This window comes from Longitalea arenae, assembly GCF_016924755.1.
Taxonomy (GTDB): domain Bacteria; phylum Bacteroidota; class Bacteroidia; order Chitinophagales; family Chitinophagaceae; genus Niastella; species Niastella arenae.
Map to the genome: position 1 here is coordinate 1 of NZ_JAFFJX010000024.1, position 26,516 is coordinate 26,516.

A 26,516-nucleotide genomic window follows, 5' to 3' on the forward strand; every position below is an offset into this window, starting at 1 on the left:
CACAATGCGGGAGAGTAGGTAGTTGCCATATTTATTAAAAAGCCTTTCAGATTTGTGTCTGAGAGGCTTTTTGCTTTTATACACCTGCTGAATCTACAGGCCGCTGAATGCGGTACGCTAGCCGAACCCCTGCTCCCGCAAAAACGACAAGTCTACTCTATCCCACCCAGCAAAGTATAATCCCCTGCAACCTGAAACCTGTAACCGGTACCGCTGTAACCGGCAACCGGTAACTGGCAACCGGCAAATTGCCAACCTAGCTTATTAATCAGCCACTTTACGCATAACTGTTTTCCATACATTTGTAACATGCGTTACTTATGCGTGCTGTTATTTACCTGTACCGCTTTCATTCATCAACCAGCCTGGCGAAAGATCCAGATCAATGGGAAAGCCCAGGGTACTACCTACCTTATTACCTGGTACGCCAGAGACAGCACCGTCAGCCAGCACCAGATCGATAGCATCCTGCAAAGGATCGATAGCTCCCTTTCCATTTACAATCCTCAATCCCTCATTACACAATTCAATAATTCAGGCAAGGGCATTGTAATGGATAAACACCTCCAGATCGTATATAATAAATCTATAGACACTTACCGGCAAACCGGCGGGATATTCGATATAACCGTTCAGCCCCTTGTGCAGGCCTGGGGCTTCGGGCCAAAGAAAGTATCCGGCCTGCCCGATTCAACTGCTATCCGGGCCTTAAGAGCCTGTGTAAGCTCATTAAACCTCTATACAAAGGGAAACACCTTACAGAAGAAGAAGACCTGCACGCAGATAGATGTGAACGGTATAGCCCAGGGATACACCGTTGACGTCATCGCCCGATTTCTGGAAGCAAACGGCATTCAAAACTATCTGGTGGAACTGGGTGGGGAGATCCGGGTTAAGGGACATAAACAACCTGAGGGCGAGAAAATGAAGATCGGGATCGAAGCACCCGGCGAGAATGATTTCGAGTTGTCGATGATCCAGAAGATCATTGCTGTTGACAGCGGCGCCATTACCACATCCGGCAGCTACAGGAAATTTTATGAAAGCGAAGGCAAGAAGATCAGCCACCTCATAAATCCGCGTACCGGTTATCCGGCGCAAAATGAGCTGATCAGTGTGACTGTTTTCGCCCGCGATGCCATTACAGCCGATGCCTACGACAATGCGCTGATGATAATGGGTTTGAAGAAAGCGTTGCAATTTGTTGAAAAACGCAATGATCTGGCCGCTCACTTCATATACCGTACGCCCGGGGGCAGCATCGCAGATACGGCTTCAAGCCGGTTCTATAAATTGCTCCAGAAAACCCAGCGCTGAAAAGGGGAAGGGGCTCCAGGGCGGAACGTTGAACGGGAAACGCAAAACGCATAAAGCGTCTGCCGTAAGGTGGAAGTTGCGTGCTGGCTGGCGGCAGCCTGGAACTTGAGATCTTAGATTCGAATGCTTTTCGCCTTTGGCTTTCGCCTTTAAGCCTTGAGCGCTAAATTAAATTGTTGCTAAGATGCAGCCGATAAAAAGAATTTTACTACTTATACAAGGGCAGAATTCCCATTTATCGTCAAAATAAAAACTTTTGCTTTGTTATATGAGCAGACGTCATTTCATTAAACAGTCTGGATTACTGGCCGGTGGCCTGTTCTTCTCCAATCAATGGCTGCAGGCAATGGCCGGCCCCGCAGAAAAGATCAATATCGGCATAATCGGTTGCGGCGACCGCGGCACAGGTATTATGAAAATGCTTAATGACCTTACCGACCGGTTTACTATAACCGCCGTATGCGATGTGCTCGATTTTCGCATTGAAAACGCGAAGAAGGCCAGTCCAACTATAACACCCGCCGTTTACAAAGATTACCGCAAACTGCTCGATGACAGGTCGGTGCATGCTGTCGTCATCGCTACCACGCTCAGTGAACATTATCAGATCGCCAAAGATGCATTGCTGGCTGGTAAACATATCTACCTCGAAAAAGCGATGACCTATTCCATTGACCAGGCCCTTGACCTGGTCAAAATATCAAAAGCGCATCCCAATCTGACAGTGCAAATAGGGCACCAATACCGCTCCACCCCGTTGTACTTTAAGGTGAAGGAGATGATCGAAAAAGGGTATCTCGGAAAAGTTACGCAGCTCGATTGCCGTTGGGATCGCAACTGGAACTGGCGCCGGGCTGTACCTGCCGGTTATACCGATAAACAGGTGAACTGGCGAATGTATAAAGCTTATTCCGGTGGTTTGCCCGCCGAATTACTATCGCATCAGATGGACTTCATCAACTGGGCATTCAATACCCATCCCGACGAAGTAATGGGAACGGGTGGCATCGACTTCTATAAAGACGGCCGCGAAACTTACGATAATGTACAGGTGATGTTGCGCTATGGCAAAGAGAATATGATCGGAAATTTCGGTTCCACCTGCGGCAATGCACATGACGGTTATATTTTCAAAATAAAAGGCACCAAGGGCGCTGTGCATTTATTGATGCATGAAGGGGTTTATTATCCCGAGTCTACTACCAAAAAAGAACTGCAAACCGTTGATGGTGTTACAGGCGCTACCAAAATAGAATGGAATAAAGAAGGCGGTATCAATATTCTGAAAGAACCCACGAAAGATGGCACCTGGTATGCATTGCTGGAATTCTATACGGCGGTTACCGAAAAAAAGATGCCCACCTCCAATATTCTGACCGGCGCTACCACCGCTATTTGTGTAGCATTGGCAAACCAGGCTATCTTCAATCATACGATCGAAAAATGGAAACCGGCTTATAATCTATTGTAATCATTATTTTAACTGACATATGAAAAAACTCTCCTGCGTACTTTTGGCTCTTGTATCAGCGACTGTAGTTTCTGCCCAATCGGGCAATGGATGGACGAATCTCTTCGATGGAAAAACATTGAATGGCTGGAAAAAGATCTCCGGTGAAGCGGAGTACAAAGTTGAAGAAGGTGCTATCGTGGGTATCACTGTTCCGAATACACCCAACACCTTCCTGGTTACCGAAAAAGAATATGGCGATTTTGTACTGGAATTGGAAGTAAAGATTGAAGACACCACTTCCAACTCAGGTATTCAGTTCAGAAGCCATTATGATCCTGAAATGAGCAATGGCCGCGGTGGCAAAGGCCGGGTATATGGTTACCAGTTTGAACTGGACCCCTCTTCGCGCCGCTGGACGGGTGGAATATATGATGAAGCCCGCCGCGACTGGTTATATCCCCTGTCGTTAAACCCGGCCGGACAAAACGCTTTTAAAACCGGAGAATACAACAAGGTAAGGGTGGAGTGCATTGGTAATAATATCAGGACCTGGGTAAATGACAAAGCTGCTGCGTACGTGATCGATACCGTTGACAAAAGCGGATTTATTGCCCTGCAGGTGCACGCTATTAACAAAGGTGACCTGGCGGGCAAAAAGATCTATTGGCGCAATATCCGTATCAAAACCGGTGATCTGAAACCTGCGTCATTCGCAAAAGGCGTTTATGTCGCCAACTATATTCCCAATAACCTGTCGGCTTACGAAAAAAGCGATGGCTGGAAGCTGCTCTTCGACGGGAAGACCACCAATGGCTGGGTAGGGGCGTATAAGAAGACCTTCCCTGAAAAAGGCTGGGCAATAAAAGACGGCACATTGAATGTACAATCGGCAGCCGGCGGTGAATCAACCAACGGAGGAGATATCGTTACCAAAGATCAGTTCAGCGCATTTGATCTGTCGTTCGATTTTAAATTAACACCCGGCGCCAATAGCGGGGTCAAATACTTCGTGACCTTGTCGGAAAATAATGCGGGTTCTGCGATCGGGCTCGAATACCAGGTGCTGGACGACACCCTGCATCCCGATGCTAAACTGGGCCGGAATGGCAATCGCACTCTGGCCTCTTTGTACGACCTCATCAAAGCCGACAAACAAAAGCGGTTCATTCGCCAACCGGGTCAATGGAATACAGGCCGGGTAGTTGTATATCCCAATAACCATGTGGTGCATTACCTGAATGGCGTAAAAGTCGTAGAATACGACCGCGGCTCACCGGCATTTCGCGAACTGGTAGCCCAAAGCAAGTATAAAGTTTGGAAGAATTTTGGAGAGGCGCCTAAAGGCCATATCCTGATCCAGGATCATGGCAATGAGGTAAGTTTCAGAAGTATTAAAATAAAGGAATTAAAGTAGCTATAAGCCTTTAAACAGTAGATACCCTGGTGAGCAATCGCCGGGGTATTTTTTTTTGGCGAAGCTGCATTATGTGTTCGCGTTTCCGTAAAAAAGAAAGGTCGCCTTTTTACAGGCGACCCTACACTAATCAAATACCATTAACCATTAAACCTTATCCTACTGCAAAGTTGCAAATTAATACGCAAACAAAAAATAGATTGCCATAAAGATTTTGCAGGAATAAATAGTAACTCCTAGAAAAAGTTGAAAAGATGGGGATATTACGATGTAAAGGCATGCAACGACAGCGAAAAAACAGATGGAGCAGGATGGTTCTGGCGGTGCTAAAGGGTGCTAAAGCTGGAAAAAATCTGTCAGTTATCAATAAAAAAACATCGGCAACAGCAAGGTCATTGCACGGAAAGCGGGATGAGTATTAATAAGTGTCTGTTTTACAATGGTATTCTGAGCACACTGTCTTTTGTAATGTTAACAGTTAATCTTTTTGACTGATTGCTATAGTTAATTAGCAAAGTATAGGTGCCTGGAACCTGCAGTTCGGGCAGGGAAAAATTGCCCTGGTCATCGGTTTGCGCGGCAATATCGGGATGTTCATAACTTCCTTCGGCGATCATTACAATAGCGCCTTCCACGGGCGCCCCTGTTGCTGATCTGTACAACACCCCTCTTACGCTGGTAGTAGCGGATGGCATATTTAAATTGTTGTTTTTGATCAACCAGTATCCAATTAAAAAACAGGAAAGGATGAAACTGATCGCCAGCCATCCCTTCCTGTTTTGATTATTTACATGCCGAGATTCTTCCATGCCTGAATATTATTGAACACGGGCTGAACAATTCTTGTTGCTGAATTGCCGGTGATCAAACCATTGGTATGGATACCAACTGCATAGCGGGAATTTCCGACCTTCACCCAAACGGGAGAACCACTTTGTCCGCCCATGGTATCTATTTCATAATAAATAACCCGGGGAGCCACTGATTTTGCTTTACGGGCCATGAACCATTGCTGATTGCCGCCTTTATCGCCGGGATAACCACTCAGGTTCAGGTAAGCGTTAAGCAGGTATGGATTATCCTTTACGGCAAAGCCAAATACACCGGTTTTATCGCCGGGGCGGGCAGTGCGGGGTAAAATGATACAACCATAGTCATATTCTCTTTTCTTGTCATTAACCCAGCCTGAAACGCTTCTGAATGATGTGCCTACATAAGAGCCATATGGCCTTGTGGCATCATTTAAGCCGGGGATTACTTCAATGCTCTTTGGCCAGCCACCCTGAGCATGCAGGTATACGCAGTGCCCGGCAGTGATCACGGTGCGGGGAGCTACCAGCCAGCCAGTGCCAATAAAGCGGGCGCCATTTTGTGCTGTAATGCGTAAGGAACAAATAGCCCGCCAGGGGAATGAAGTCGTGGGAGAAATGCGAACGCGGTCATCGGTTCCGATAATTACTTCTGATAAGCTTTTCTCATACAATTCAGGATAGCTGGCAAAGAAAGCATCCCGGGTAAATGCGCCTTCTCCTTCTTCCTCCGGTACCTCTGTGCCGGCTTCTTCCAAACCGGTTGAAAACTCCTGTTCGTTTTCGGTATTGAGCCTGTTATACATTTCCTTATCGGCCTCTCCCGGTTTGGTAATTTTAAAGCCTTCAACATGCTCGATTTCTGTTTCAGTATCTGATTCCATTCCCATGTATGACTGACCTGGCAAGTTCTCAATCATGCTTGGGTTTGGCGCTGTGCCTACCAATGGTTCTTTGTCATTACCATTCTTGGGTGACCGCAGTGTTTCAGAGAAAGTCTTTGGCTTCATAAATTAGTTTTTTTGGTTATTGTAATGAAGTGATGAAGCGGCCGGGCAAAGCAGCAGTTCTACTTATCCGATAAAATAATGCAGCCTGTCCTGTGGTTAACAGGGCGGTGCATACAACGCCATTAAATGATCAGTCAGAAACCTTTCATTACATTCAAACCACATAACCTGGGGGAACGGAGAAGATGATTTGTTGAGAGATACCGTGTACTGGCTGTCCATTACCCGAAGCAAAGTTCAGCGCGAGTTTTGTCAGAGCCTTTATGTATTTCGGATAATGATGGGAGGTGGTTACCTCTGTAGTCCCTCATAGGCCTTCTTATGAGGTGAAATCAACAATTTGGACGGTTATGGTTTACGTAATTAATATCCTTACAAATACTACTACCCTCCACTTCACCTTTTAAAGATATAGAGTAAACTTTATATTCTTTTCCTTTTTATATAAAATAATTGGGAAGAGCAATGTGTTGTATTAATTACATAGCTGCGATACCGTTATAGCAATGATCAATGTCAATGTTTTTGCCATGTTTAAACACGAAAGGTCTTCCGATTTGAGGAAGACCTTTTCTTTATCTATAAAAAAAAACGAGTTTCAGGAAGATTTGGATGCCGGTTCATTGTTTTTGTCGACATTCTTATCAACGGTGATCACCGGGATCTTTGAACCATAGGATAATAGTTTACGGGTTATCCGGTTCCACCAGCCAGGCATATGAAATTCTTTCAACGGATTGGCCATGATGAGGTCGGCGTTGATGCGTTTTGAAAAATCAAGTGTGCTTTTGGCCAGGTTCTTTCCTTCCAGTAAAAAGCATTGCACGGGAATAGTGCTCAGGCTTTGTATTACTTCCAGTGTTTTATTCAACACCATTTCTGCAGCGTTGTCATCTTTACGCAAACTAACCAGGTATACCGTGCTTTGAAAGGTACGGGCCAGCATAGTGGCAAATTTAATGCGGCGTACCGGTACTTCGTTGGTTAACGGTAATACGATCTTTTTGAAATGGCTTACCAATCCGCTCGAGCGAATGGCCAGCGCCGGAACGTTGGTCTTGCGGGCCAGCTGGCTGATAGAAACGGAAGATAAGATGCGATGTATGAGATTGAATTTCGACAGCCCTACTACAACCAGGTCCATATTGTACTGCTCAATGTATTTCACCAGTTGCTGACTGGGCCGGCCCTGTAATAAACTGATCTCGATCTTACCTTCCCCACACAAATGGTGTTGATAGGTTTCTTTAAGGATCTCCAGTTTTTTACGGGCATTTTTCAGATCGGCAGTGATGTCGTAAGGGAGCAGCATGCTGGCATCTACAGGTACTAATGGCAGCAGGTTCTTCGATACCACATGTACCAGGTGAATATTGCATTGGAAGGTGTTCGCCAGTTCAATGGCTTTGGTGATGGCCCATTTGCTGCGGCCGGAGAAATCAACCGGCACCAGAATGTTATATAATTTGCCTGGCATAGATTTCGTTTTTGGTTTACTGTTAGAAATGTGGTTAATATGTCAGGTGCTCATGGTGCGTGGAGCTTATGCCAGCGCCAGGAGCGATTGAAAACTACTTTCCCGGATATTGGTAGACGCAATGGTTTCGAGTAATTCATCTTTGGTGCAAAAGGATACGCCTTTACCGGCATGGCCTACCATGCAACGGTCGTCGCGGCTGTCGCCTACGGCAATACAGGCCTGCATGGGCACATTGTATTTTTCACAGGCATATTGAAGGGCATTGGTCTTGCAATAGGAGTGCCCGCATACGCTTTCGGGTGAACCAAAGAAATAAGAAGGCAGATTGATCTCGCCTGTAACTTTTCCTTCGAAGAATTCAAGTTGGTTGGCATAGGAGAAATCAGCTCCTATTTTTTGCCGTACGAAATTGGTGATGAGGGTGTAGCTGTTGCTGATAATGCCAATGATGTAGCCCTGGTTCTTCAATTCTTTTACGACTTCTTTTATATCGCTTACCATTTCGATCTGGCTGGCTACATGCAGCAGTTCATCCATTGTGCGGCCTTTGAGAAAAGAACCGATACGTTTGGTAAGGATGATGGGGTCTTTTTCGCGGGCCCGCAGGTCTTCGAGTTTGGCGGTAAAGCCAAAAGCCGTTGCACAGGCATCGATGAACCTGCCCTGTAGAATGGTATCGTCCATGTCGAAGATAGCCATTTTGTGAAAGCCGGATAGCTTTTCCCGCAGCGTTTTGTTCATTTCGCGGTTAATGGTTTCCAACGAATGGATCTCTTCTTCACTGATCTCCTCGGGTTGTTGTAACTGCGCCTTACTGATGATGGCCCGGGACACTTCCTTACTCATTTTTCCCAGCGCCTGCCAGGGTTTGCTTTTATTTTCTATGTACCCGATATTCACTTCGGTTACCCTTGCCTTCATCAGGTACATATCTATCAGAATGCCTATGTCTACACCATAGTCATTAAAGAAATCTATTTTTTTGAAATATGACTTTTTCCCGGCGATCATGCCGCTGAGGGGCTGTGAAAAATGCGAGAGGCCGGGATAAAAGATATTGAGCAGCGGTTTTGCTACCAGTTCGGTTACGCGGCCTGCATTACGGGCAAAACTTCCTTTCACAAAATCGGCTTCATCGGCCAGCAGGGGAGCGGCCAGGTTGGTGATGGTGCCTTCCGGATATGGGTCAATATCCCCGTCCAGGAATATGATAAACTCGTTAGTAGCTTTTGCAATGCCATCTTTCATGGAAATACCCTTACCCCTTACCTGGCTGATAATAACCCGGGCGCCGGCTTCTTCGGCTATTTTAACCGTGTTATCTTCCGACTTGTCGTCAACTACAATGATCTCTGTTACCAGCTGAAATTGCTGGCAAAAGCGAACTACATTACCAATCGTTTTCTCTTCGTTTAAAACGGGTATAATTACAGTTAGCATATTTCTCCGGTTTATTGTTTCTACAGTGTGTAAGTGATTCGAGGAAAATCAGTCCTTATATAGTGCCTACCTGGCCGTATATCCGATGTGCACTGGTTTAGAGGCAAAAGCTGTGCCTTTCCTTCTGCCAGGCATTAAAATTCCTTTATGTGGGGAAAAATCCACATGTGACGCTCCGGTAAGCTGTTTTCCCTACGTTGAAGATCAATTCCTAATATTGACTGAGCGTTAATATGCTATTAAAACTGTATTAATAAAAAGGATGTGCCGCATCCGACAAGCATTCCTCCAGCCGCTTAAATGGGAAAAGTATTTTGACCTTCCAATGCCGAAGCGATAATGCGAGAAGGCTATTAAAAAGATTCAAGAGCGTGAAAATTGAACGTTATTATAGGTGCTCATGCTGCGATGTAACTGCCTGCAGAAACCGATGTAAACGAAATATGAAGATGAAGCTGAGTTTAAGATTCCCATTTAGGGTGCCCGGGGGTTAGGGGCAAAAAAAATCCTTCCGGAGCTCCGGAAGGATTTATATTAAGTCGTTGCGATTGTGTTATTAATAATCTCTGTTGTATCCACCGCCGCCACCGCCGCGATTGTAGCCACCTTTTTTGTAGCCACCACCGCCGCCGCCGCCGCCGAAGCTGCGTTTTTTGAATCCGCCGCCACCGCCACCTTGTGGTTTTGGTTGAGCTTCGTTGACGATAATCTTACGGCCTAAAACTTCAGACTCGTATAAGCTGGTCAGCGCGTTTTGAGCTTCGCCGTCCTCAGGCATTTCTACGAATCCAAAACCTTTGCTACGTCCGCTGGTTTTGTCTTTAACAATCTTAGCAGAAGTAACTGAGCCGTACTGCTCGAACAGGGTTCTTAAATCCTCATCGGTCATTTGCCAGGAGAGGTTCCCTACATAGATGTTCATTGTAACGAAAATTTTAGTGTTCTGAAAAAAAGGATAATGGCAATAGTTGCTACAATGAACTGAGGAAACCGAAAAACAGGTAAGACACTGCAGAACATGAGAACTAAGACATTAATCTAAACATGAAGATAGGAGAAATAATTTGATTTAAACAATAAAAAAAATCCCCCATCCAATAAGGGTGCGGGTTTGCAGAAATTACGTAATTGGTTTAAGATAAGTACTTAAGACGCAATAGGGGTATTTCAATAAACCTGCCCCTGCGACCACTGTTTGGGGAATAGGGCAGATATGTAAAATTATACATATCCCTAAAAGAAAAGCCTTTCCTGCGCGGTGGCAGAAAAGGCTCTGTTTTATTGAAGTGGGAACGTATTACTCGGCCACTACTTCAAATTCCAGCTCGGTGCTGTGACCATTGCCGAAATCGATGGTAGCTTTATAAGCGCCCAGTTCTTTTACTTCATCAGGCAGAGTGATCTTCTTACGATCGATCTCATAACCTTTTTGCTCGCGAATGGCGCGGCTAAGCTGCAGGGAAGTAACGCTACCGAAGATCTTGCCGCTGGTTCCGGATTTAGCTCCGATCTTCAGGGCGCCTTCTTTCAGTTTAGCGATCACCTCATTGATAGCAGATAACATCTGCTTTTCTTTCTTTTCAATCTGCTTTCTTTTTTCCTCTAATTGTTTGAGGTTAGAAGGACTGGCTTCTACTGCAAACTTGCGTGGAATAAGAAAGTTACGGGCATAGCCATTACGTACTTTAACTACCTCGTTGGCAGCACCCAGATTGTCTACGTCTTGAATCAGTATTATTTCCATGGTGTCCTCCTACTTTAAAAGGTCAGTTACGTACGGCAATAAAGCCATTTGACGGGCTTTCTTTACTGCTTGTGCCACTTTACGCTGGTATTTCAAAGAATTACCGGTAATACGGCGAGGCAGTAATTTACCTTGTTCGTTAAGAAATTTTTTCAGGAACTCAGCGTCCTTGTAGTCGACATACTTGATGCCATATTTCTTGAAGCGGCAGAATTTCTTACGCGGCTTCTCGGTTTTAATGGCGGTCAGGTATTTGATCTCATTTGCTTTTGCCATACTATAACTCTACTTTTTCAGTTCCTGTAGGTACACCACTTCTCTTCTTACCATTGTACTCGACGGCGTATTTATCGAGCACAGTGAACATGTGACGCAGCACATTGTCGTCACGCAGCAATTGAATTTTCAATTGCTCATTGAGGTTGGATGGCGCTTTGTACTCCATTACCCAGTACAGACCAGTGGTCTTTTTCTGGATCGGATACGCCAGTGATTTTAATCCCCAGGGATTTTCGTGCACTATTTCACCGCCGATACCTTTGATAAAGTCGGTGTATTTTTTCTGAGACGCTTTGAAATCGTCGTCAGAAAGCACAGGGGTAAAAATCACCATCAATTCGTAATTGTTCATTGATCCCTGTTTGTTGGTTAAAAAATAATTTTAAAATGGGCTGCAAAAGTAGGACAATCCGGCGAAACGGGCAAATAGCTTGAAAAAGAGGGGACGGATACAGATTAATTAAATCTCAAAAATAGCCTCAATACGTGTAAAAAAACGATAACTTAATTATTTGGTAATAAAGCTGCTTCCTGAAAGCTGGTAGATTTGTTCCGCATAGAAAGTCCATATCCCTTGGCTTGCCCCCACTGTTATACCGTAGAAAGGCTTCATTATCAATTAATTTTCTAATCAACCACAGTTTATGGGTAAATTTTTACTCCGGCTTGGCCTGCTATTGCCAGGGCTAGCTTTATCCTTTTTTACGTTTGGTCAAACTTTTTCAGGACTGTACGCTTTCGGGAGCGTTTCAACAAGCTCCGGCAGAACCGATCCTACCGCAGTACCAGTTGCTACCGGATTAACCTTTGGCTCTTTTACAGCCATCGCCCCTGCAGGAAGTACCCTCAGCGCGAATCCCAATGCCGCCAGCCGCTTTAGTTTTACCGGCTGGCCCCTGGGCGCAACTGATGCCGATAATGGCACATTTACAGGCTCCATTAACCTGTCACAGTATTACGAGGTCACACTTAGCCCGGCTGCCGGTTATTCGATCGATCTTAGTTCCATCACATTTACCTTGCAGCGTTCCGGAACGGGTATCAGGCATTACAGTGTAAGATCAAGCCTCGATGGCTTTGCTGCAAACCTTCCCGCCTCTGTAAACCCGGCCAATGCCAATTTGCTGGTAAATGCCGGTAATGTATTTCAGGTACTGGATGCAAGCACCGGCGCCAATAATGGCAGCACTATTACTTTAACCGGATTTTCCGGGCTTACATCGGCGGTGACATTTCGCTTTTATGCCTGGGACGCGGAAGCCAGCGGTGGTACTTTCAGTATTGATAACGTAACCTTCAATGGCTCGGCCGGTATTGTTTCCGGCGTACCGGTGTTAACAGTAAGCACATCTGCATTGAACTTTCAGAACACGGCTGTAAATGCAAGTTCCACTTTATCCTATACTCTAAGCGGTTCGGCGCTTACGGCCGATGTAACACTTACTACAACTGCTCCTTTCTTCATATCGTTAGACAATATCAATTTCTCAACAACAGCTTCCGTACCTGTGGCTGATGCTTCCAATAAGACCATTTTCGTACGGTTCGCACCTACCGCAGCCGGCATATTCAATGGAACGCTTACCAATGCCAGTACAGGTGCGGTAACAAAGAACATCAGCCTGTCGGCTGAAGCGATCGATCCGGCAGCGCTGGCCTTTACTTTTAATTCCTGTACGGTAAACGCAGTTCCCGGCGGGGGCTGGTTATCGATCAATACGACCGGTTCACAGCAATGGGCCTGCAGCCAGTTCGGGCGGAACAGCACCAATGGGGTGTCGGTAAATGGTTTTGTTTCGGGCAGCGCACAAACCAATGAGGCCTGGCTGATCTCACCGGCATTGAACCTGGGTGGCATTGTCAACATGCCGGTGTTAAGCTTTTACAGCCGGGGCGAATTTACCGGGCCACTCTTGCAATTGTATGTTTCCACTAACTATGATGGCAGTAGCAGTCCAACCACTGCTAGCTGGACCGAAATAAGCGCTAATTTCCCAACACCACCGGGTTCCGCCACTACTACCTGGACCCTAACTGATAATATTGACCTGAGCGCATACAAGAGCGCCCCCAATGTATACCTGGCATTCAAATACACTTCTTCACCGGCCTTAAATGCAGCCCGCTGGTCGATAGACGATGTGACTATTACAGATAAGTCAACATTATTGTCTGTAAGTCCAGCCGAGCTCAATTTCGGCGAAGTAACAACGGGTGGTAATTCCGACGGCAAACCGGTGTCGATACGGGCGGTAGGCGGTAATGATATCACTTTAACTGTACCCGCCGGGTATCAGCTGTCAACCGACAATGTAAATTTCAGTAGCGGTCCGCTCCTGATCGATCAGGCAACAGCTGCGGCCGGTACCACGGTGTACATCCGTTTTTCACCTACAGTTAAAAAGTTAAACATCGCAGGTAGTTTGATGGTCAGTGGCTCCGGTATCCAGGAAAATAGTGTTGCTTTATCTGGTTCTTCGTATCCCAAAGCAGAAACATTTGATGTGGCCTGTTATAACCTTGCCTTTTTTGGATCGAACTCAACCAATAATGCCACACCGGCCAAGATCACAACGCAGATCAATAATATCGCCACTGTAATGGGGCGGCTGAATATGGATGTTGTTGCGTTTGAAGAGGTGTCCAGCGATTCAGCATTAAATGAATTATTGTTGAAATTGCCGGGCTATTCGGCGGTGACCTCCAGCCGGTGGTCGTATTCATTCCAGCCGGCTGATCCCAATTTCCCGCCGCAAAAGATCGGTTTTATCTATAACACCGCTACTATGACCTTATCGGCGGCCGAGCCGCCCAGGGTGCTGTTTGAAGCTATGTATGATAGTGTGCTGGCCGGCCTTTCGAACCGGGTAGATGACAATTTCTGGGCTTCAGGCCGCTTACCTTATATGGCCACTTTCAATGCAAACATAAACGGACAAACGAAGACCGTACGGCTGGTTGTTATTCATGGCAAGTCTTCCTCTGATGCCGACAGCTATAACCGTCGATTGTTCGATGCACAGGTATTGAAAGATACGCTCGATGCGATGTACAGGAACGATAACGTGATCATCCTTGGCGATTATAACGACCGCTTGTATGGTTCTATATATGCAGGCGCCGGTGTATCGTCATACAATGCATTTGTGGCCGACAATGCCGGTTATGCACCGTTGACGCGCTCACTGGATAGCGCCGGCAAAGTGAGCTTTATCGGCGGCTCCGGATTGATCGATCACATTATTATCAGCCAGCCTTTGCGGATACATTACATCGATAGTTCTGCCGCTATCGAAGATCCCCGCTTATACATCTCCGGCTATGGCGCTAACACGGCTTCTGACCATCTGCCGGTATTTGCCCGCTTAACATTGGCGCCCAATGGACCCTTGCCCATCACATTACTTGATTTCACGGCTAAACCTGGCGGTAATACCGTATTGGTAAGCTGGACCACAGCCACGGAACAGCATAACAAATACTTTGTTATTGAACGTGCTGCCGATGCAAAAAACTTTACTGCTATCGGCCGCGTAGCAGGGGCAGGAAACAGCAATAGCAAACTGCATTACCAGTTCACAGATCTGAATCCTTTACCCGGTACCAGCTATTACCGGTTACAGCAGGTGGATGCAGATGGCCGCTTTTCCCGCTCGCCTGTAGCAATGGTGCGGATGGATACTGAGCGCAAAGCAGCCCTGGTGCTGTCACCCAATCCGGTGAGCACTTACGCAAGCATCAATATAAATACAACCGGTAAAAGCTACACTATGCGGGTAAGCAGTGTCGATGGGCGTGTAATGATTGCAGGCGCCGGATCCATCAATCAGTTGAACCTCCAGTTGAATAACAGGTTAAACAGCCTCGCGCCAGGTGTATATGTATTGAGTGCAGAGAATGCAGAAGAGCATCATACCCTCAAGTTCGTGAAGCAGTAAGCCAACTACAGACCTGGCGGGTCAGCCACCTGGGCGGCCTGCCAGGCTGACATTTTTGCCGATTTTGCGGGCCATGGGGGCAATGGCACTCTGTTTGGTACGCAAAACGCGTAACGCGCAATGCGCAACGCCAAAAGCTCAAAAAACTGATTTTAAGCGTTCTGTGTAAGCGTTAAAGGTTCAGCAAAAAAATATTAACTGCCAAAAACGTTCAATATGCAAAAAGGGACCATTCAGGTACAGACGGAGAACATCTTTCCAATCATTAAGAAATTTCTTTATAGCGATCACGATATCTTTTTGCGGGAGTTGATCAGTAACGCCGTAGATGCTTCCCAAAAATTGAAGACGCTTTCTTCCATAGGGGAGGCGAAAGGGGAGGTCGGCGACCTGTTCATTGAGGTAAAGCTCGATGAGGAAAAGAAGACCATTACCATCTCTGACCGTGGTATAGGGATGTCGGCAGAGGAAGTGGAGAAATATCTGAACCAGGTGGCATTCAGTGGGGCCGAGGAATTTGTAAAAAAGTATAAAGGACAAAATGAGAACGCCATTATTGGTAAGTTCGGTCTGGGTTTTTACTCGGCCTTTATGGTGAGCGACAAAGTAGAAGTGTTCACAAAAAGCTTCCGGGAAGACGCACCGGCGGTCAGGTGGGAATGTGATGGCAGTCCCGAGTATATGCTCGAGGAAACCGAGAAAGCTGATCGTGGTACGGATATCGTTTTACACATCAATGAAGAAAGTGCCGAGTTCCTGGATGCAATGCGTATCGAAGGAATCCTGAACCGGTTCTGCCGCTTTCTGCCCGTGCCCATTTATTTCAGGCATAAGAATGAAGAAAAAGAAAGAAAGCCGATCAATAATACCCAGCCTGCCTGGAAAAAGAAACCTTCTGAACTGACGGCGGAAGATTACCAGAATTTTTATAAAGAACTGTATCCATACAACGAGGCTCCCTTGTTCTGGATACATCTGAATGTGGATTATCCATTCAACCTCACCGGTATTCTGTATTTCCCCAAAATAAAACAGAGCTACGAAATTCAGAAAGACAAGATCCAGCTGTACAGCAACCAGGTATTTGTTACCGACGAGGTTAAGGACATTGTGCCTGAGTTCCTGATGCTGTTACATGGGGTCATCGACAGTCCGGATATTCCATTGAACGTAAGCCGCAGCTACCTGCAGGGCGATCCCAATGTGAAGAAGATCAATAACCACATTACCAAGAAAGTGGCCGATAAGCTCGAAGAGCTGTTCAATAAAGAAAGAAAAGAATTTGAAGGCAAGTGGGACAGCCTGGGGCTTTTTGTGAAGTATGGCATGATGACCGACGACAAGTTCCTGGAAAGAGGTAATAAATTCCATTTGCTTGAGGCGGCCACAGCCACTGACGAGAATGCCAGCGGTGAGAAAAAATTCTATACCCTGGAGGAATACCGCATGGCCGCTGAAACCCTGCAAAAGAACAAAGACGGTAAACTGGTGATCCTGTACACAACCGATCTGGTTCAGCAGGATGCCTATATCAGGGGCGCAGAAGCCAAAGGTTTCATCATTGTCAAGCTCGATACCCTCATCGATCCTTCATTCATTAACCAGATGGAAATGAAATGGACCGATGTTCATTTTAACCGGGTGGATGCTGATATTGCGGATAACCTCATTGACAAACAGGAAAACCTCGATAGCGTTCTAAGTAAGGATGAAGAGTCTACGCTGAAAGGTTTGTTCGACCTTAAAATGCCGGGCCTGAATATGACGGTAGAAGTGAAAGGCTTAAGCACCGATGCTCCGCCGGTAGTGGCTACAAGGCCTGAGTTTATGCGCCGCATGAAAGATATGGCTGCCATGAACGGCCCAATGGGGGCTTTTTATGCAAACATGCCCGATGATGTAACGCTTACAGTAAATGGCAACCACCCGATCTATCAGCAGGTACTGAAGGAGAATGATAAACAGAAACAGGAAAAAGTAATTCATAACCTGGCAGATCTCGCGCTGTTATCACAAGGATTGCTCAAAGGAGGTAACCTGACCAATTTCATCAATCGCAGTGTTGATCTGATGGGAGCCGGAACCAAACAACAGGAAGCTGAAACTGTGAAGTAGGAAAAGATAGAAGATCACAATATGAAAAAAGCCACCAGTTATTCACTGATGGCTTTTTTATTTTACCTACTAAACCAATTGTCCTTTCAGAGGTATTTCCTTTCTTTTATATCGATTCGCCTGTCTTTCAGTAGTACGTTTTCATTAGCACATTAGCAAATCAGCTGATCAGCTAATGATCACTTCCATCCTCCGCCGAGGGAACGGTACAATTCTACCATAGCGTTCAACTGATCGCGTTCTACAGTTACCTGGTCTAGTTCTGCCTGTAACAAATTGCCCTGGGCGGTGATCACTTCCAGGTAATTGGCCAGTCCGCTTTTAAATAACAACTCTGCATTGCCGATAGCGCTGCGCAGCGTATTTACTTTATCGCTGGTAAGCTGATACTGGGTCTTCAGTTTTTCTAACCGTACCAGCGCATTGGATACTTCACCCATGGCAGTGTAGGCCGATTGGCGGAAGCTGATGGCAGCCTGATCCCGCTGCAATTTGGCAACTTCGAACTGTGTTTTTAAAGCACGGCGTTGGAAGATCGGTTGTGTGATACCGCCGGCACCAAGGGCAAACAGGGAAGCTGGCATTTTGAACCAATTGGTGAACTCCCAGGCATTCAGACCGCCATTGGCTGAAATGGTCAATGTTGGATAGAAGCTGGCTTCTGCTACGCCTACCCGGGCATTGGCGGCCACGAGCGCCATTTCGTTGCTGCGCACATCGGGACGGCGGCTTACCATCGCGGCGGGTATGCCGGTTGGTAACTGCTCCCATACTTTATAATTGCTCAGTTGGGCAGTACGGGCAACGGGACCTGGCTGGTCGCCACTGATGATACGGATGGTATTTTCCTGGATCGCTATCTGTTGTTCCAGCTGCGGGATCAGGATGGCCGCCGTTTGTTGTTGAGCGGTTGCCTGTTGTACAGCTAATTCGCTCACCTCACCGGCCGTTTTCTGCAGTTTTATGATGTTCACTATAGAATCGCCCAGGCTCAGGTTACGTTTGGCAATGGCCAGTTGCGCATCGAGCATCAGCAGGTTATAATAACTGCTGGCAATGCTCGCAACCACCGCGGTTTGCACAGCCCGGCTGGCTTCGTAAGATTGCTGGTAAATGGCGCCCGCTACTTCGCGTTGCCGGCGCAGCTTGCCCCAGATATCCAGTTCCCAGGTAAGGCCTGCTCCTAATGTATAGTCTTCAATATGATCTTTACCCAGGCTGTTCTTCAGGAAATAACCATTGAAACTATTTTCCGAGGGGAAAGACGTAGACGCATTGATTGTTGCCTGAATGGTGGGGGCCCAGTTCACCTTTGCCTGTTTGGCGTAAGCCCTGGCTTCATCAACCCGCTTAACAGCCAGCTGTACATCAAAGCTGTTTTCCAATGCATGACCTATCAGTGATTGCAGGGTAGGATCTGAAAAGAACTTTCTCCATTCCATATCTGCCACACTGGAATCGGATGGTGCTGTAGTCGTATTGGCAAACTGTGCCGGTAAGGAAAGATCGGAGCGCTGGTAATCTTTTCCCATGCGGCACGCTGCCAGCAGCGCCACCAATGCCAGGGTAGGATAAATAGTGATATTACTTTTTCGCATTATCTCCTTATTTAGATTTTCGAACTTGTTAGTAAGTGTGCCATCCGCCAGCTGGCGCACGGCACACTTTACCTATGATTATTGATTATTCGCTGAGCTTGATCTCTCTTAACCCGGGGCGGCCGGTCACTTTCTCCTGCAGGTACTGGAATATTACAAACAGCACCGGGATGATGAACACACCAAGGATAACACCGGTAAGCATACCGCCAATGGCGCTCACCCCAATGGAGTGGTTACCGAGGGCAGATGCGCCATGGGTAAATACCAGTGGCAATAAGCCCACGATAAAGGCAAAGGAGGTCATCAGGATCGGACGAAGCCTGAGCCTCGATGCTTCCAGCGCGGCGTCAACCAGTCCCATGCCATTTCTTCTGCGCTGAACGGCATATTCCGTGATCAGGATCGCGTTCTTCGCCAACAAACCTACCAGCATGATCAAACCGATCTGTACGTAGATATTGTTATCGATGCCGGCGAAACCAATAAAGGCGAATACCCCTAATATGCCCGTTGGTACGGTGAGGATCACCGCCAGTGGCAGAATATAACTTTCGTATTGCGCTGCCAGCAGGAAGTACACGAACAATACACTCAGCAGGAAGATAAATACCTGCTGGTTACCGGTTTTAATTTCCTCGCGTGTTACACCGGTCCACTCATACGAGTAACCTCTGGGTAACACCTTTGCGGCGGTTTCTTCAATGGCTTTAATGGCGTCACCGGTACTGAAACCTGGTTTGGGGCTACCGTTAATGGTAACAGCGTTGAACAGGTTGTTACGGGTAACGGTCTCAGGGCCAAACACACGTTTAAGGGAAACCAGTGTTTTGGCTGGTACCATTTCACCCTGGTTGTTCTTTACATATATTCCTTCCAGTGAATTGAAGTCATTACGGAAGGCTGCATCGGCCTGTGCCATAACGCGGTAATATTTACCAAAGCGGTTGAAGTCGGTAACGAAGCTACTACCATAGTAGATCTGCATGGTCGACATCAGCTCGCTGATAGATACCCCCAGCTGTTTGGCTTTTGCATAATCCACTTCAATAGTGTATTGCGGGTTATTGGCTGCAAAAGTGGTAAAGGCGAATCCGATCTCGGGCCTTTGCATCAGGGCGCCGATGAACTGCCAGGCCGTACCGCCGAGTTTATCAAGCGGGCCGTTGGTGCGGTCCTGCAACATGAACTCAAAACCACTCACGTTACCAAAGCCCTGCACGGTTGGGAAGTTGAAGAAAAAGGCATTTGCGCCTTTAACCTGTTGTACCTTTCCAACCAGTCCGGCAGCGATCTCATCAGGATTTTTAACCGGTCCTCTTTCTTCATAGTCTTTCAATCGCATAAAACCGGCTGCATAAGGCGATGCATTCGCATTGCTGATGAAGTTCAAACCATCGATCACATAGAGGTGATTGTATGCAGGATCCTGTTTAATGATGCTATCGATCTGTAAGGTGGCCTGGTGAGTTCTTTCGAGTGAGCTACCGGGAGGCGTATTCACTGCAAACAGTACGAAGCCTTGGTCTTCCGTTGGGATAAAACCTGTGGGGGCTTTTTTCGCCATATAAAAGGCGCCCAGCGTGATGATCACCAGTAAAGTGATAGGTATCCATTTCTTTCTCACCAGGAACTTCAGGCTGCGCACATATCTGTTGGTCATTCCATTGAAACCTGCATTGAAGCCGGCATAGAAACGACTCATAAATCCTTTTTTAGGGCCATGTGCATTTCCTTCGCCAGCATGTGGGTTCTTCAGGAACAGGGCACAGAGGGCCGGGCTCAGCGTAAGGGCGTTTACGGCAGAGATAAGGATCGCAATGGCCAGGGTGAAGGCAAACTGCCTGTAGAATACACCGGCAGGGCCCTGCATAAATCCAACCGGAATGAACACCGCCGCCATTACAAGCGTAATGGAGATGATGGCCCCCGAGATCTCGCTCATCGACTGAACCGTGGCTGCCCGGGCCGGCAGATTCGTATGTTCCATTTTCGAGTGCACCGCTTCCACTACCACAATGGCGTCATCCACCACCACACCGATCGCCAACACGAGGGCAAAGAGGGTAAGCAGGTTGATGGTAAAGCCAAAGAGCTGCATGAAGAAGAAGGTACCAATAATGGCCACCGGAACGGCAATGGCCGGGATCAGGGTTGAACGGAAATCCTGCAGGAACAGGAACACTACCAGGAACACCAGGATGAAGGCAATCACCAGGGTTTCTGTTACCTGGTCGATGGATGCGTCAAGGAACTCTTTCGAGTTGTACATGACGGTTGTCTTAAGACCTTTGGGAAGTGTTTTTTCAAATTCTTTCAGCAGTCTTTCTACTTCGGTGAGAATGTCATTCGCGTTTGAACCAGCCGTCTGGAACACGGCAAAACCCGATACCGGAGTGCCATCCATTCTGGAATTGGTAGAGTAGGTGTAAGAACCGAACTCAACGCGGGCCACGTCTTTCAGGCGCAACATAGAACCGTCGGGATTGGCCTTGATGATCATGTTCTCGTATTCCTCACCCTGGTTCAGTTTGCCTTTATATTTCAATACATATTCAAATACTTCACGGCTGCTCTGGCCCAAACGGCCGGGAGCTGCTTCCAGGTTCTGATCCTTGATGGCGCTCAGTACATCCTGGGGCGACAGGTTATTGGCGATCAAACGATCGGGCTTTAACCAGATACGCATAGAGTAATCCTTGGTACCGAATACCAGGGCCTGACCTACACCCGGTACACGTTGAACGGCCGGGATCAGGTTGATCTTGATATAGTTTTCCAGGAACAGCTCGTCGTATTTGTCTTTATCGTCACTCGAAAGCGCCACGAACATGATGATACTGTTCTGTACTTTCTGGGTGGAGATACCTGCCTGAACCACTTCTGTTGGTACCTGGCTGATGGCCTTTGATACCCGGTTCTGCACGTTCACCGAGGCAATATCAGGATCGGTACCCTGCTTAAAGTACACCGTAAGCGTCATACTACCATCGTTACTGGAGTTGGAGGTCATGTAGGTCATGTTCTCCACACCGTTGATGGCTTCTTCCAGCGGGGTAGCTACGGAGCGTGCTACTACCTCGGCGTTGGCGCCGGGGTACAGGGCCGTTACCTGAACGCTCGGCGGCGCAATATCAGGGAACAGCGTAACAGGCAGCGTAAAAAGCGACAGCCCGCCTAACAAAAGCAGAATGATAGAAACTACCGTTGATAGGACCGGTCTTTCAATAAATCTTTTTAACATGGGAAAATTTTTGAATTGAAATCTGTTATCCGAGCTAAGAGATAGAAAGCAGGGGCAGGATTTTGCGTTTATCAGGCACAAGAACTCCCTATAGTCAAAGTGTTTCAACCCTGACTTACATGCTTTTTACTCTTACTTCCTACTCTGTGAATTATAGAGGTTTCGCTTTCAGCAAACTGTCGGTCGAAATTGGCTGAGGCACTATCGCTACACCATCCTGCAGGTTGCCAACTCCGGAAAAGACGATCTTTTCACCGGCTTTCAATCCATCCTTAACAAAGTAGTAATTGGTTGTTTTACCCGAAATATTGATCGGCTTGCTGGCCACTTTGTTGCTATCGCCAACGGCAAATACAAACACTTTGTCCTGCACTTCAAATGTTGCTTCGATAGGCACTACAACTGCATCGTTGTACAGTTGGGGGATGCGAACCTTTCCGGTATTGCCGGTGCGAAGGATGCCGCCGGGGTTAGGGAAAGTAGCGCGCACGCTGATGGCGCCGGTTGTTTTATCGAACTGTCCTTCGATCGTGCTGATCTTCCCTTTTACAGGATAAATGCTGTTATCGGCGAGGGCCAGTTCAACCGGTGGCACTTTTTTCACTTTTTCTTCAATGCTGTTTCCGGCAAATTGATTTTTGAAAGCGATAAAGTCCTGCTCGCTCAATGAAAAGTAAGCGTACATTTCACTGATATCGGAAAGAACGGTTAAGGCGTCATTTTTGCCAACCAGGCTTCCTGTTTTATAGGGGATCCTTCCAATATAACCACTGGCCGGTGCTTTCACTATCGTATAGCCGACATTGATCTGTGCATTGGCTATAGCTGCTTTAGCCTGCTCGGCTGCTGCTACTGCTGCATCGTAGTTGGCTTTTGCGGTTTTCAGCTGCACCTCCGAGATCACATTGTTTTGAACAAGCGGTGTCAAACGGTCTACTTCTACCTGGGCTTTTGATACATTGGCCTGGGCAGCGAGTAAAGTTGACTTTGCATTGTTCAAAGCCTCATTATAAGTACGGGCGTCGATCCTGAAAAGTGGTTGCCCTTTTCTCACATAAGCACCTTCATCGGGATAGATCTTTTCCAGGTAACCTTCTACCTGGGGCCTGATCTCTACATTCACTTTGCCTTCCAATGAAGCAGGATATTCACGGAAGGTGGTGCCTGATGTGGTTGCAACAGACAATACAGGTAATTGCGGTGCGCCCTGCTGATGCATTCCAGGGGTAGCCGAACTGTTAGCACAGCTATATAATGCTGTAGCCAAACCAAGCGCTGTAAACAGCTTAATCCAATTGGTACTGATTTCTACGTTATATAAAGGTTTCATCATACATGGTTTAAATGACATACAATAAATCGTTGTGGGCAAGCATTCGTACTACATTGAAGTTCGGTATGTAGTTACCGTTTTCAACACAGGTTTCACAGGTGTTGCGTTATACCGCTTCAGCTGACATAGGCACGGATATGTTCAGGTGTCCGGAGGTGGGTGTTAAAAATGCTGTGTCATTGTTGTAACTTTGGTTAGATCCGCCGAAAGCGGGTGTTGGTAAGTCTGGGCCAACTTCATCCATTTGTGGATCTGATAATAGAAATAGCTTCCATGCAACAGGTCGCCGCTGCCATGCTGTCGATAAATGCTCAACTGTCGATATGTTCCCTGCCGTTAAAAATGATTATGTAAAAGTAATAACCATTACGACGATAGTAGTTTACCTTATTGGGGGATTAATTGTACTTTTCCCGGATTTGTTTCTGGAATAAGGCAGGCGTATTACCTGTATGTTTTTTGAAGAACCGGTTAAAATAAGCATCGTCTTCAAAGTTGAGACGGCCGGCAATTTCTTTTACTGAGTGCTCACCCCAGAATAATAGCCTTTTGGCTTCCAGGATCCTTCTTTCGTCGATAATTTGTTTAGCTGTTTTGCCGGTAACTGTTTTTATGAGGTCGTTCAAATGTCCGGGGGTAACATAAAGCATATCGGCATACTGTGTTACCTGAGTGGAGTTTACAAAGTTTTCATCGATGAGTGATTTGAATTGACGAACAATGCGGTTTTGCGAATAGTCCATATTAACTACGCTATTCGGCACTTCGTTCCTGGCTGTATCATTCTTACAGTTCACCAGCCGGCCTGCGCAGATAATAAAGGCATTCAGCAGGTTTTTCAGGATAAGGCCTTTTTGTGGTTTATTATCCTTGAACTCCTGATACATCAGCTCGAGATAAACTGATAATTCACGTACCTGCTCCTGGTTCATTACCGGTAATACCACCTGGCTGAACATACATTCCCAACAGGCAAGCACACCCTGGGTTTCAGTGAGTAAGAATTCTTTATTGAACGAAATGTGCATCATTTTATAGTAGGAGTTGCCTGTTTGCTGATGCACCTGATCGGGCGCCAGCATTAATAAAGCGGGCGCTTTGATCGTATATTTTTCGAAGTCGGTATAATGTGTTACTTCCCCTTCCTGCAGAAAACTGATCTTGTAATCAGTATGCCGGTGCGGAATGGCCATATAGGATGGTACAGAGTTACCTTCGGTTTTTTTAATTATGAAATTGGTGCCTGGTATGCAGGCTGCCATATCATAAACTGGAATCAGTGCCTGGTTATTTTTCATACAATCACAACTTGGTAGCAGATGAACACCACCCAATGCAGGGTGGATAGTAAAAATATTATAATAATGGCAAACTCTTAGCGCCTGACCCATTATTGTACCATAAAATTTTAAACGGTAAACCTTTTCGGGGGATGGATTGTTAAAGCGGAACTAATGACCGCTTGGTTGAAATACAGCAGATAATGCAAAATCCAAACGAATGTTCATAATCATTTAAGCAGGTAACAGGGTCAGCTTTTCATGATCCGGCAGCCGGTGTTTGCCCAACTGCTCCATCTTCTGCAAGGCGAAAATCTATAACCCTTAGCTGTAAGTGCTTTTCATTGTTCCATTCATTCTCATCCAATGTAAATACAACATCTACCGGTTTTTTAGACTCCAGCAATGGAAATTTCTTGGCCATGCCAAAGCCGATCCCATTGAATAAAATATTATCCTGCCGAAGCGAGAACTTTATATGTTGTTCTTTTACTATGCGTGAATAACCTGAGTCGGTAACATTCCGTACAACGAACAAAGGTCGCATATTTTCCGGGCCAAAAGGCTCCATTTGATGAAGGATATTGTAAAAGGATTGCTTCAGGTCCCTGAAAGCTACTTCTGCATCGATGATGATCTCGGGTGTCAGCAGCTCAGGAGTGATGGTAGCGGACACTACTTCTTCGAACCTGGCCTGGAAGGCTTCTACCTTATCCAACGCCAGCGTCATTCCTGCTGCATAGAAGTGTCCTCCATAACCCAGCAGCAGATCCTTGCACTGGTGGATGGCTTCATATACATTAAAGCCGGCAACGCTGCGTGCCGAACCAGCTACATATTCACCCGATTGGGTAAGTACGATCGTAGGGCGGTAGTAATAATCTATAAGGCGGGATGCTACAATACCTACCACGCCTTTATGCCAGTGGGACTGGAAGATCACGGTAGACTTGCGGCTGCGCAGCAGGTCATTGTTTTCGATGATGGCCAATGCTTCTTCGGTGATGTTCTTGTCGGCTTCCTTGCGATCGGTATTGTCTGAATGCAGCATTTCTGCAAACTGCAAGGCTTCCTGGGGCGTATTGGCAATGAACATTTGCACCGCTTTGCGAGCATCATCCATCCGGCCGGCTGCATTTACCCGCGGTGCTATCATGAATACCAGGCTATTGATATGCAATTCTTTTTGAACGCCGCTCAGCTGCTTTAACGCCAGGATGCCATAATTGGGATTCTCATTGGCTTTCTTCAGTCCATAAAATGCCAGTACCCGGTTCTCACCGGTCATGGGAACGATGTCAGCAGCAATGGCCGTGGCTACCAGGTCGAGGTATTCAAAGGAGGCAGACTGGTCGAGTTTCAACTCCGAGGTCAGGGCCGAGATCAGTTTAAATCCCACGCCGCAGCCACAGAGCTCTTTGAAGGGATAATTACAGTCTTTTTGCTTCGGATTCAAAATAGCTACCGCCGGGGGCAGCAGTTCATCGGGCATATGGTGGTCGCACACGATAAAATCGATACCGTTGTCCCGGGCGTATTGAATGAGATCAACTGATTTTATGCCGCAGTCGAGGGAAATAACGAGGGTAAAGCCGTTCTCGATAGCAAAGTCGATCCCTTTTTTTGATACGCCATATCCTTCGCGGTACCGGTGGGGGATGTAAAAGTCGACTTTATTGGGATCATACACTTTTTGTAGAAAACGCAGCATACACGAAACCGCAGTGGTGCCATCGACATCATAATCGCCAAAAACGAGTATTTTTTCGTGCTGGTCAAAAGCTTTCATGATGCGGGCTACGGCTTTATCCATATCCTTCATAAGACGTGGATCGTGCAGGTCGGTAAGCTGGGGGCGGAAGAACTGTTTTGCTTTATCGTAATTATCAATATATCGCTGGGTGAGGATCTTACAAAGAACAGGATGTATTTTAAGGCCCGCATACAATTGCTGCACTTTCTCTTCTTCCGCGGTTAGTATGTTCCATCTCTTTTGTAGCATATATAAAAAGTCCCAGGATTTAGCACCTGAAGGCGTCAGGTTGTTGATGCCTGACCAGGT

Annotated in this window: 18 protein-coding genes; 5 read left to right on the top strand and 13 right to left on the bottom strand. The window is 46.6% G+C overall.

The features are described 5' to 3' along the window. Positions 1-309 precede the first annotated feature (309 nt). From JT717_RS26255 to JT717_RS26265, 3 genes are all read left to right on the top strand, one after another. Positions 310-1,317, top strand: a complete 1,008-nt coding sequence (locus JT717_RS26255; protein ID WP_205514203.1) for an FAD:protein FMN transferase — start codon at positions 310-312, stop codon at positions 1,315-1,317. A 268-nt stretch (positions 1,318-1,585) separates the two neighbouring features. Next, complete coding sequence (locus JT717_RS26260; protein WP_205514204.1) at positions 1,586-2,788, top strand: Gfo/Idh/MocA family protein; 1,203 nt, start codon at positions 1,586-1,588, stop codon at positions 2,786-2,788. Positions 2,789-2,831: 43 nt separating this feature from the next. Then, positions 2,832-4,184, top strand: coding sequence for a 3-keto-disaccharide hydrolase (locus JT717_RS26265; protein ID WP_240348442.1), 1,353 nt, complete (start codon positions 2,832-2,834; stop codon positions 4,182-4,184). Between the two features lie 434 nt (positions 4,185-4,618). Here JT717_RS26265 and JT717_RS26270 read toward each other — a convergent pair whose 3' ends face one another. The 8 genes from JT717_RS26270 to rpsF form a co-directional block, all read right to left on the bottom strand. Beyond that, on the bottom strand, positions 4,619-4,993 hold the full coding sequence (locus JT717_RS26270) for a carboxypeptidase-like regulatory domain-containing protein (protein ID WP_205514206.1): 375 nt from the start codon (positions 4,991-4,993) through the stop codon (positions 4,619-4,621). Continuing rightward, positions 4,972-6,003 (bottom strand): trypsin-like serine peptidase, encoded by a 1,032-nt coding sequence (locus JT717_RS26275; RefSeq protein ID WP_205514208.1) that lies wholly within the window; start codon positions 6,001-6,003, stop codon positions 4,972-4,974. The genes JT717_RS26270 and JT717_RS26275 overlap by 22 nt, the downstream gene beginning before the upstream one ends. Positions 6,004-6,601: 598 nt before the next feature. Continuing rightward, positions 6,602-7,480: a universal stress protein gene (locus tag JT717_RS26280; RefSeq protein ID WP_205514209.1), complete on the bottom strand. Its 879-nt coding sequence runs from the start codon at positions 7,478-7,480 to the stop codon at positions 6,602-6,604. Between the two features lie 66 nt (positions 7,481-7,546). Beyond that, a complete protein-coding gene (locus JT717_RS26285; protein WP_205514210.1) occupies positions 7,547-8,923 on the bottom strand; it encodes an HAD-IB family phosphatase in 1,377 nt (458 codons plus the stop codon). A gap of 556 nt (positions 8,924-9,479) precedes the next feature. Further along, positions 9,480-9,845 carry an RNA-binding regulator gene (gene rbp / locus JT717_RS26290; RefSeq protein WP_081198473.1) on the bottom strand — a complete coding sequence of 122 codons (366 nt, stop codon included), beginning with the start codon at positions 9,843-9,845 and terminating at the stop codon, positions 9,480-9,482. 375 nt (positions 9,846-10,220) lie between these two features. Then, positions 10,221-10,667, bottom strand: a complete 447-nt coding sequence (gene rplI, locus JT717_RS26295; RefSeq protein ID WP_205514211.1) for a 50S ribosomal protein L9 — start codon at positions 10,665-10,667, stop codon at positions 10,221-10,223. Between the two features lie 9 nt (positions 10,668-10,676). Next, the gene (rpsR, locus tag JT717_RS26300; protein WP_205514212.1) at positions 10,677-10,943 is read right to left on the bottom strand and encodes a 30S ribosomal protein S18; all 267 of its coding nucleotides are present in this window, start codon (positions 10,941-10,943) and stop codon (positions 10,677-10,679) included. 1 nt (position 10,944) lies between these two features. Beyond that, a complete protein-coding gene (gene rpsF, locus JT717_RS26305; RefSeq protein WP_205514213.1) occupies positions 10,945-11,298 on the bottom strand; it encodes a 30S ribosomal protein S6 in 354 nt (117 codons plus the stop codon). 292 nt (positions 11,299-11,590) lie between these two features. On the opposite strand from rpsF, the gene JT717_RS26310 reads away from it, so the two are divergent. After that, complete coding sequence (locus tag JT717_RS26310; RefSeq protein WP_205514214.1) at positions 11,591-14,884, top strand: T9SS-dependent choice-of-anchor J family protein; 3,294 nt, start codon at positions 11,591-11,593, stop codon at positions 14,882-14,884. Between the two features lie 216 nt (positions 14,885-15,100). Beyond that, entirely contained in the window at positions 15,101-16,999 is a 1,899-nt protein-coding gene (gene htpG / locus JT717_RS26315) for a molecular chaperone HtpG (RefSeq protein ID WP_205514215.1), read from the top strand. Positions 17,000-17,178: 179 nt separating this feature from the next. On the opposite strand, the gene JT717_RS26320 is transcribed toward htpG, so the two are convergent. From JT717_RS26320 to recJ, 5 genes are all read right to left on the bottom strand, one after another. Continuing rightward, a complete protein-coding gene (locus JT717_RS26320) occupies positions 17,179-18,597 on the bottom strand; it encodes an efflux transporter outer membrane subunit (protein WP_205514216.1) in 1,419 nt (472 codons plus the stop codon). A gap of 85 nt (positions 18,598-18,682) precedes the next feature. Then, the gene (locus JT717_RS26325) at positions 18,683-21,841 is read right to left on the bottom strand and encodes an efflux RND transporter permease subunit (protein WP_205514218.1); all 3,159 of its coding nucleotides are present in this window, start codon (positions 21,839-21,841) and stop codon (positions 18,683-18,685) included. Positions 21,842-21,992: 151 nt separating this feature from the next. Next, complete coding sequence (locus JT717_RS26330; RefSeq protein WP_240348443.1) at positions 21,993-23,108, bottom strand: efflux RND transporter periplasmic adaptor subunit; 1,116 nt, start codon at positions 23,106-23,108, stop codon at positions 21,993-21,995. Positions 23,109-23,572: 464 nt separating this feature from the next. Beyond that, positions 23,573-24,472 carry a helix-turn-helix domain-containing protein gene (locus JT717_RS26335; protein WP_205514222.1) on the bottom strand — a complete coding sequence of 300 codons (900 nt, stop codon included), beginning with the start codon at positions 24,470-24,472 and terminating at the stop codon, positions 23,573-23,575. Positions 24,473-24,713: 241 nt separating this feature from the next. Further along, the gene (gene recJ, locus JT717_RS26340; protein ID WP_205514224.1) at positions 24,714-26,456 is read right to left on the bottom strand and encodes a single-stranded-DNA-specific exonuclease RecJ; all 1,743 of its coding nucleotides are present in this window, start codon (positions 26,454-26,456) and stop codon (positions 24,714-24,716) included. Between the last annotated feature and the right edge of the window lie 60 nt (positions 26,457-26,516).

Excerpts from the sequence above, each read along its gene's own strand:
- JT717_RS26255 (WP_205514203.1), top strand. The coding sequence starts at position 310 with ATGCGTTACTTATGCGTGCTGTTATTTACCTGTACCGCTTTCATTCAT.
- JT717_RS26260 (WP_205514204.1), top strand. The coding sequence starts at position 1,586 with ATGAGCAGACGTCATTTCATTAAACAGTCTGGATTACTGGCCGGTGGC.
- JT717_RS26270 (WP_205514206.1), bottom strand. The coding sequence starts at position 4,993 with ATGGAAGAATCTCGGCATGTAAATAATCAAAACAGGAAGGGATGGCTG.
- JT717_RS26275 (WP_205514208.1), bottom strand. The coding sequence starts at position 6,003 with ATGAAGCCAAAGACTTTCTCTGAAACACTGCGGTCACCCAAGAATGGT.
- JT717_RS26280 (WP_205514209.1), bottom strand. The coding sequence starts at position 7,480 with ATGCCAGGCAAATTATATAACATTCTGGTGCCGGTTGATTTCTCCGGC.
- JT717_RS26285 (WP_205514210.1), bottom strand. The coding sequence starts at position 8,923 with ATGCTAACTGTAATTATACCCGTTTTAAACGAAGAGAAAACGATTGGT.
- rbp (WP_081198473.1), bottom strand. The coding sequence starts at position 9,845 with ATGAACATCTATGTAGGGAACCTCTCCTGGCAAATGACCGATGAGGAT.
- rplI (WP_205514211.1), bottom strand. The coding sequence starts at position 10,667 with ATGGAAATAATACTGATTCAAGACGTAGACAATCTGGGTGCTGCCAAC.
- rpsR (WP_205514212.1), bottom strand. The coding sequence starts at position 10,943 with ATGGCAAAAGCAAATGAGATCAAATACCTGACCGCCATTAAAACCGAG.
- rpsF (WP_205514213.1), bottom strand. The coding sequence starts at position 11,298 with ATGAACAATTACGAATTGATGGTGATTTTTACCCCTGTGCTTTCTGAC.
- JT717_RS26310 (WP_205514214.1), top strand. The coding sequence starts at position 11,591 with ATGGGTAAATTTTTACTCCGGCTTGGCCTGCTATTGCCAGGGCTAGCT.
- htpG (WP_205514215.1), top strand. The coding sequence starts at position 15,101 with ATGCAAAAAGGGACCATTCAGGTACAGACGGAGAACATCTTTCCAATC.
- JT717_RS26320 (WP_205514216.1), bottom strand. The coding sequence starts at position 18,597 with ATGCGAAAAAGTAATATCACTATTTATCCTACCCTGGCATTGGTGGCG.
- JT717_RS26325 (WP_205514218.1), bottom strand. The coding sequence starts at position 21,841 with ATGTTAAAAAGATTTATTGAAAGACCGGTCCTATCAACGGTAGTTTCT.
- JT717_RS26335 (WP_205514222.1), bottom strand. The coding sequence starts at position 24,472 with ATGAAAAATAACCAGGCACTGATTCCAGTTTATGATATGGCAGCCTGC.
- recJ (WP_205514224.1), bottom strand. The coding sequence starts at position 26,456 with ATGCTACAAAAGAGATGGAACATACTAACCGCGGAAGAAGAGAAAGTG.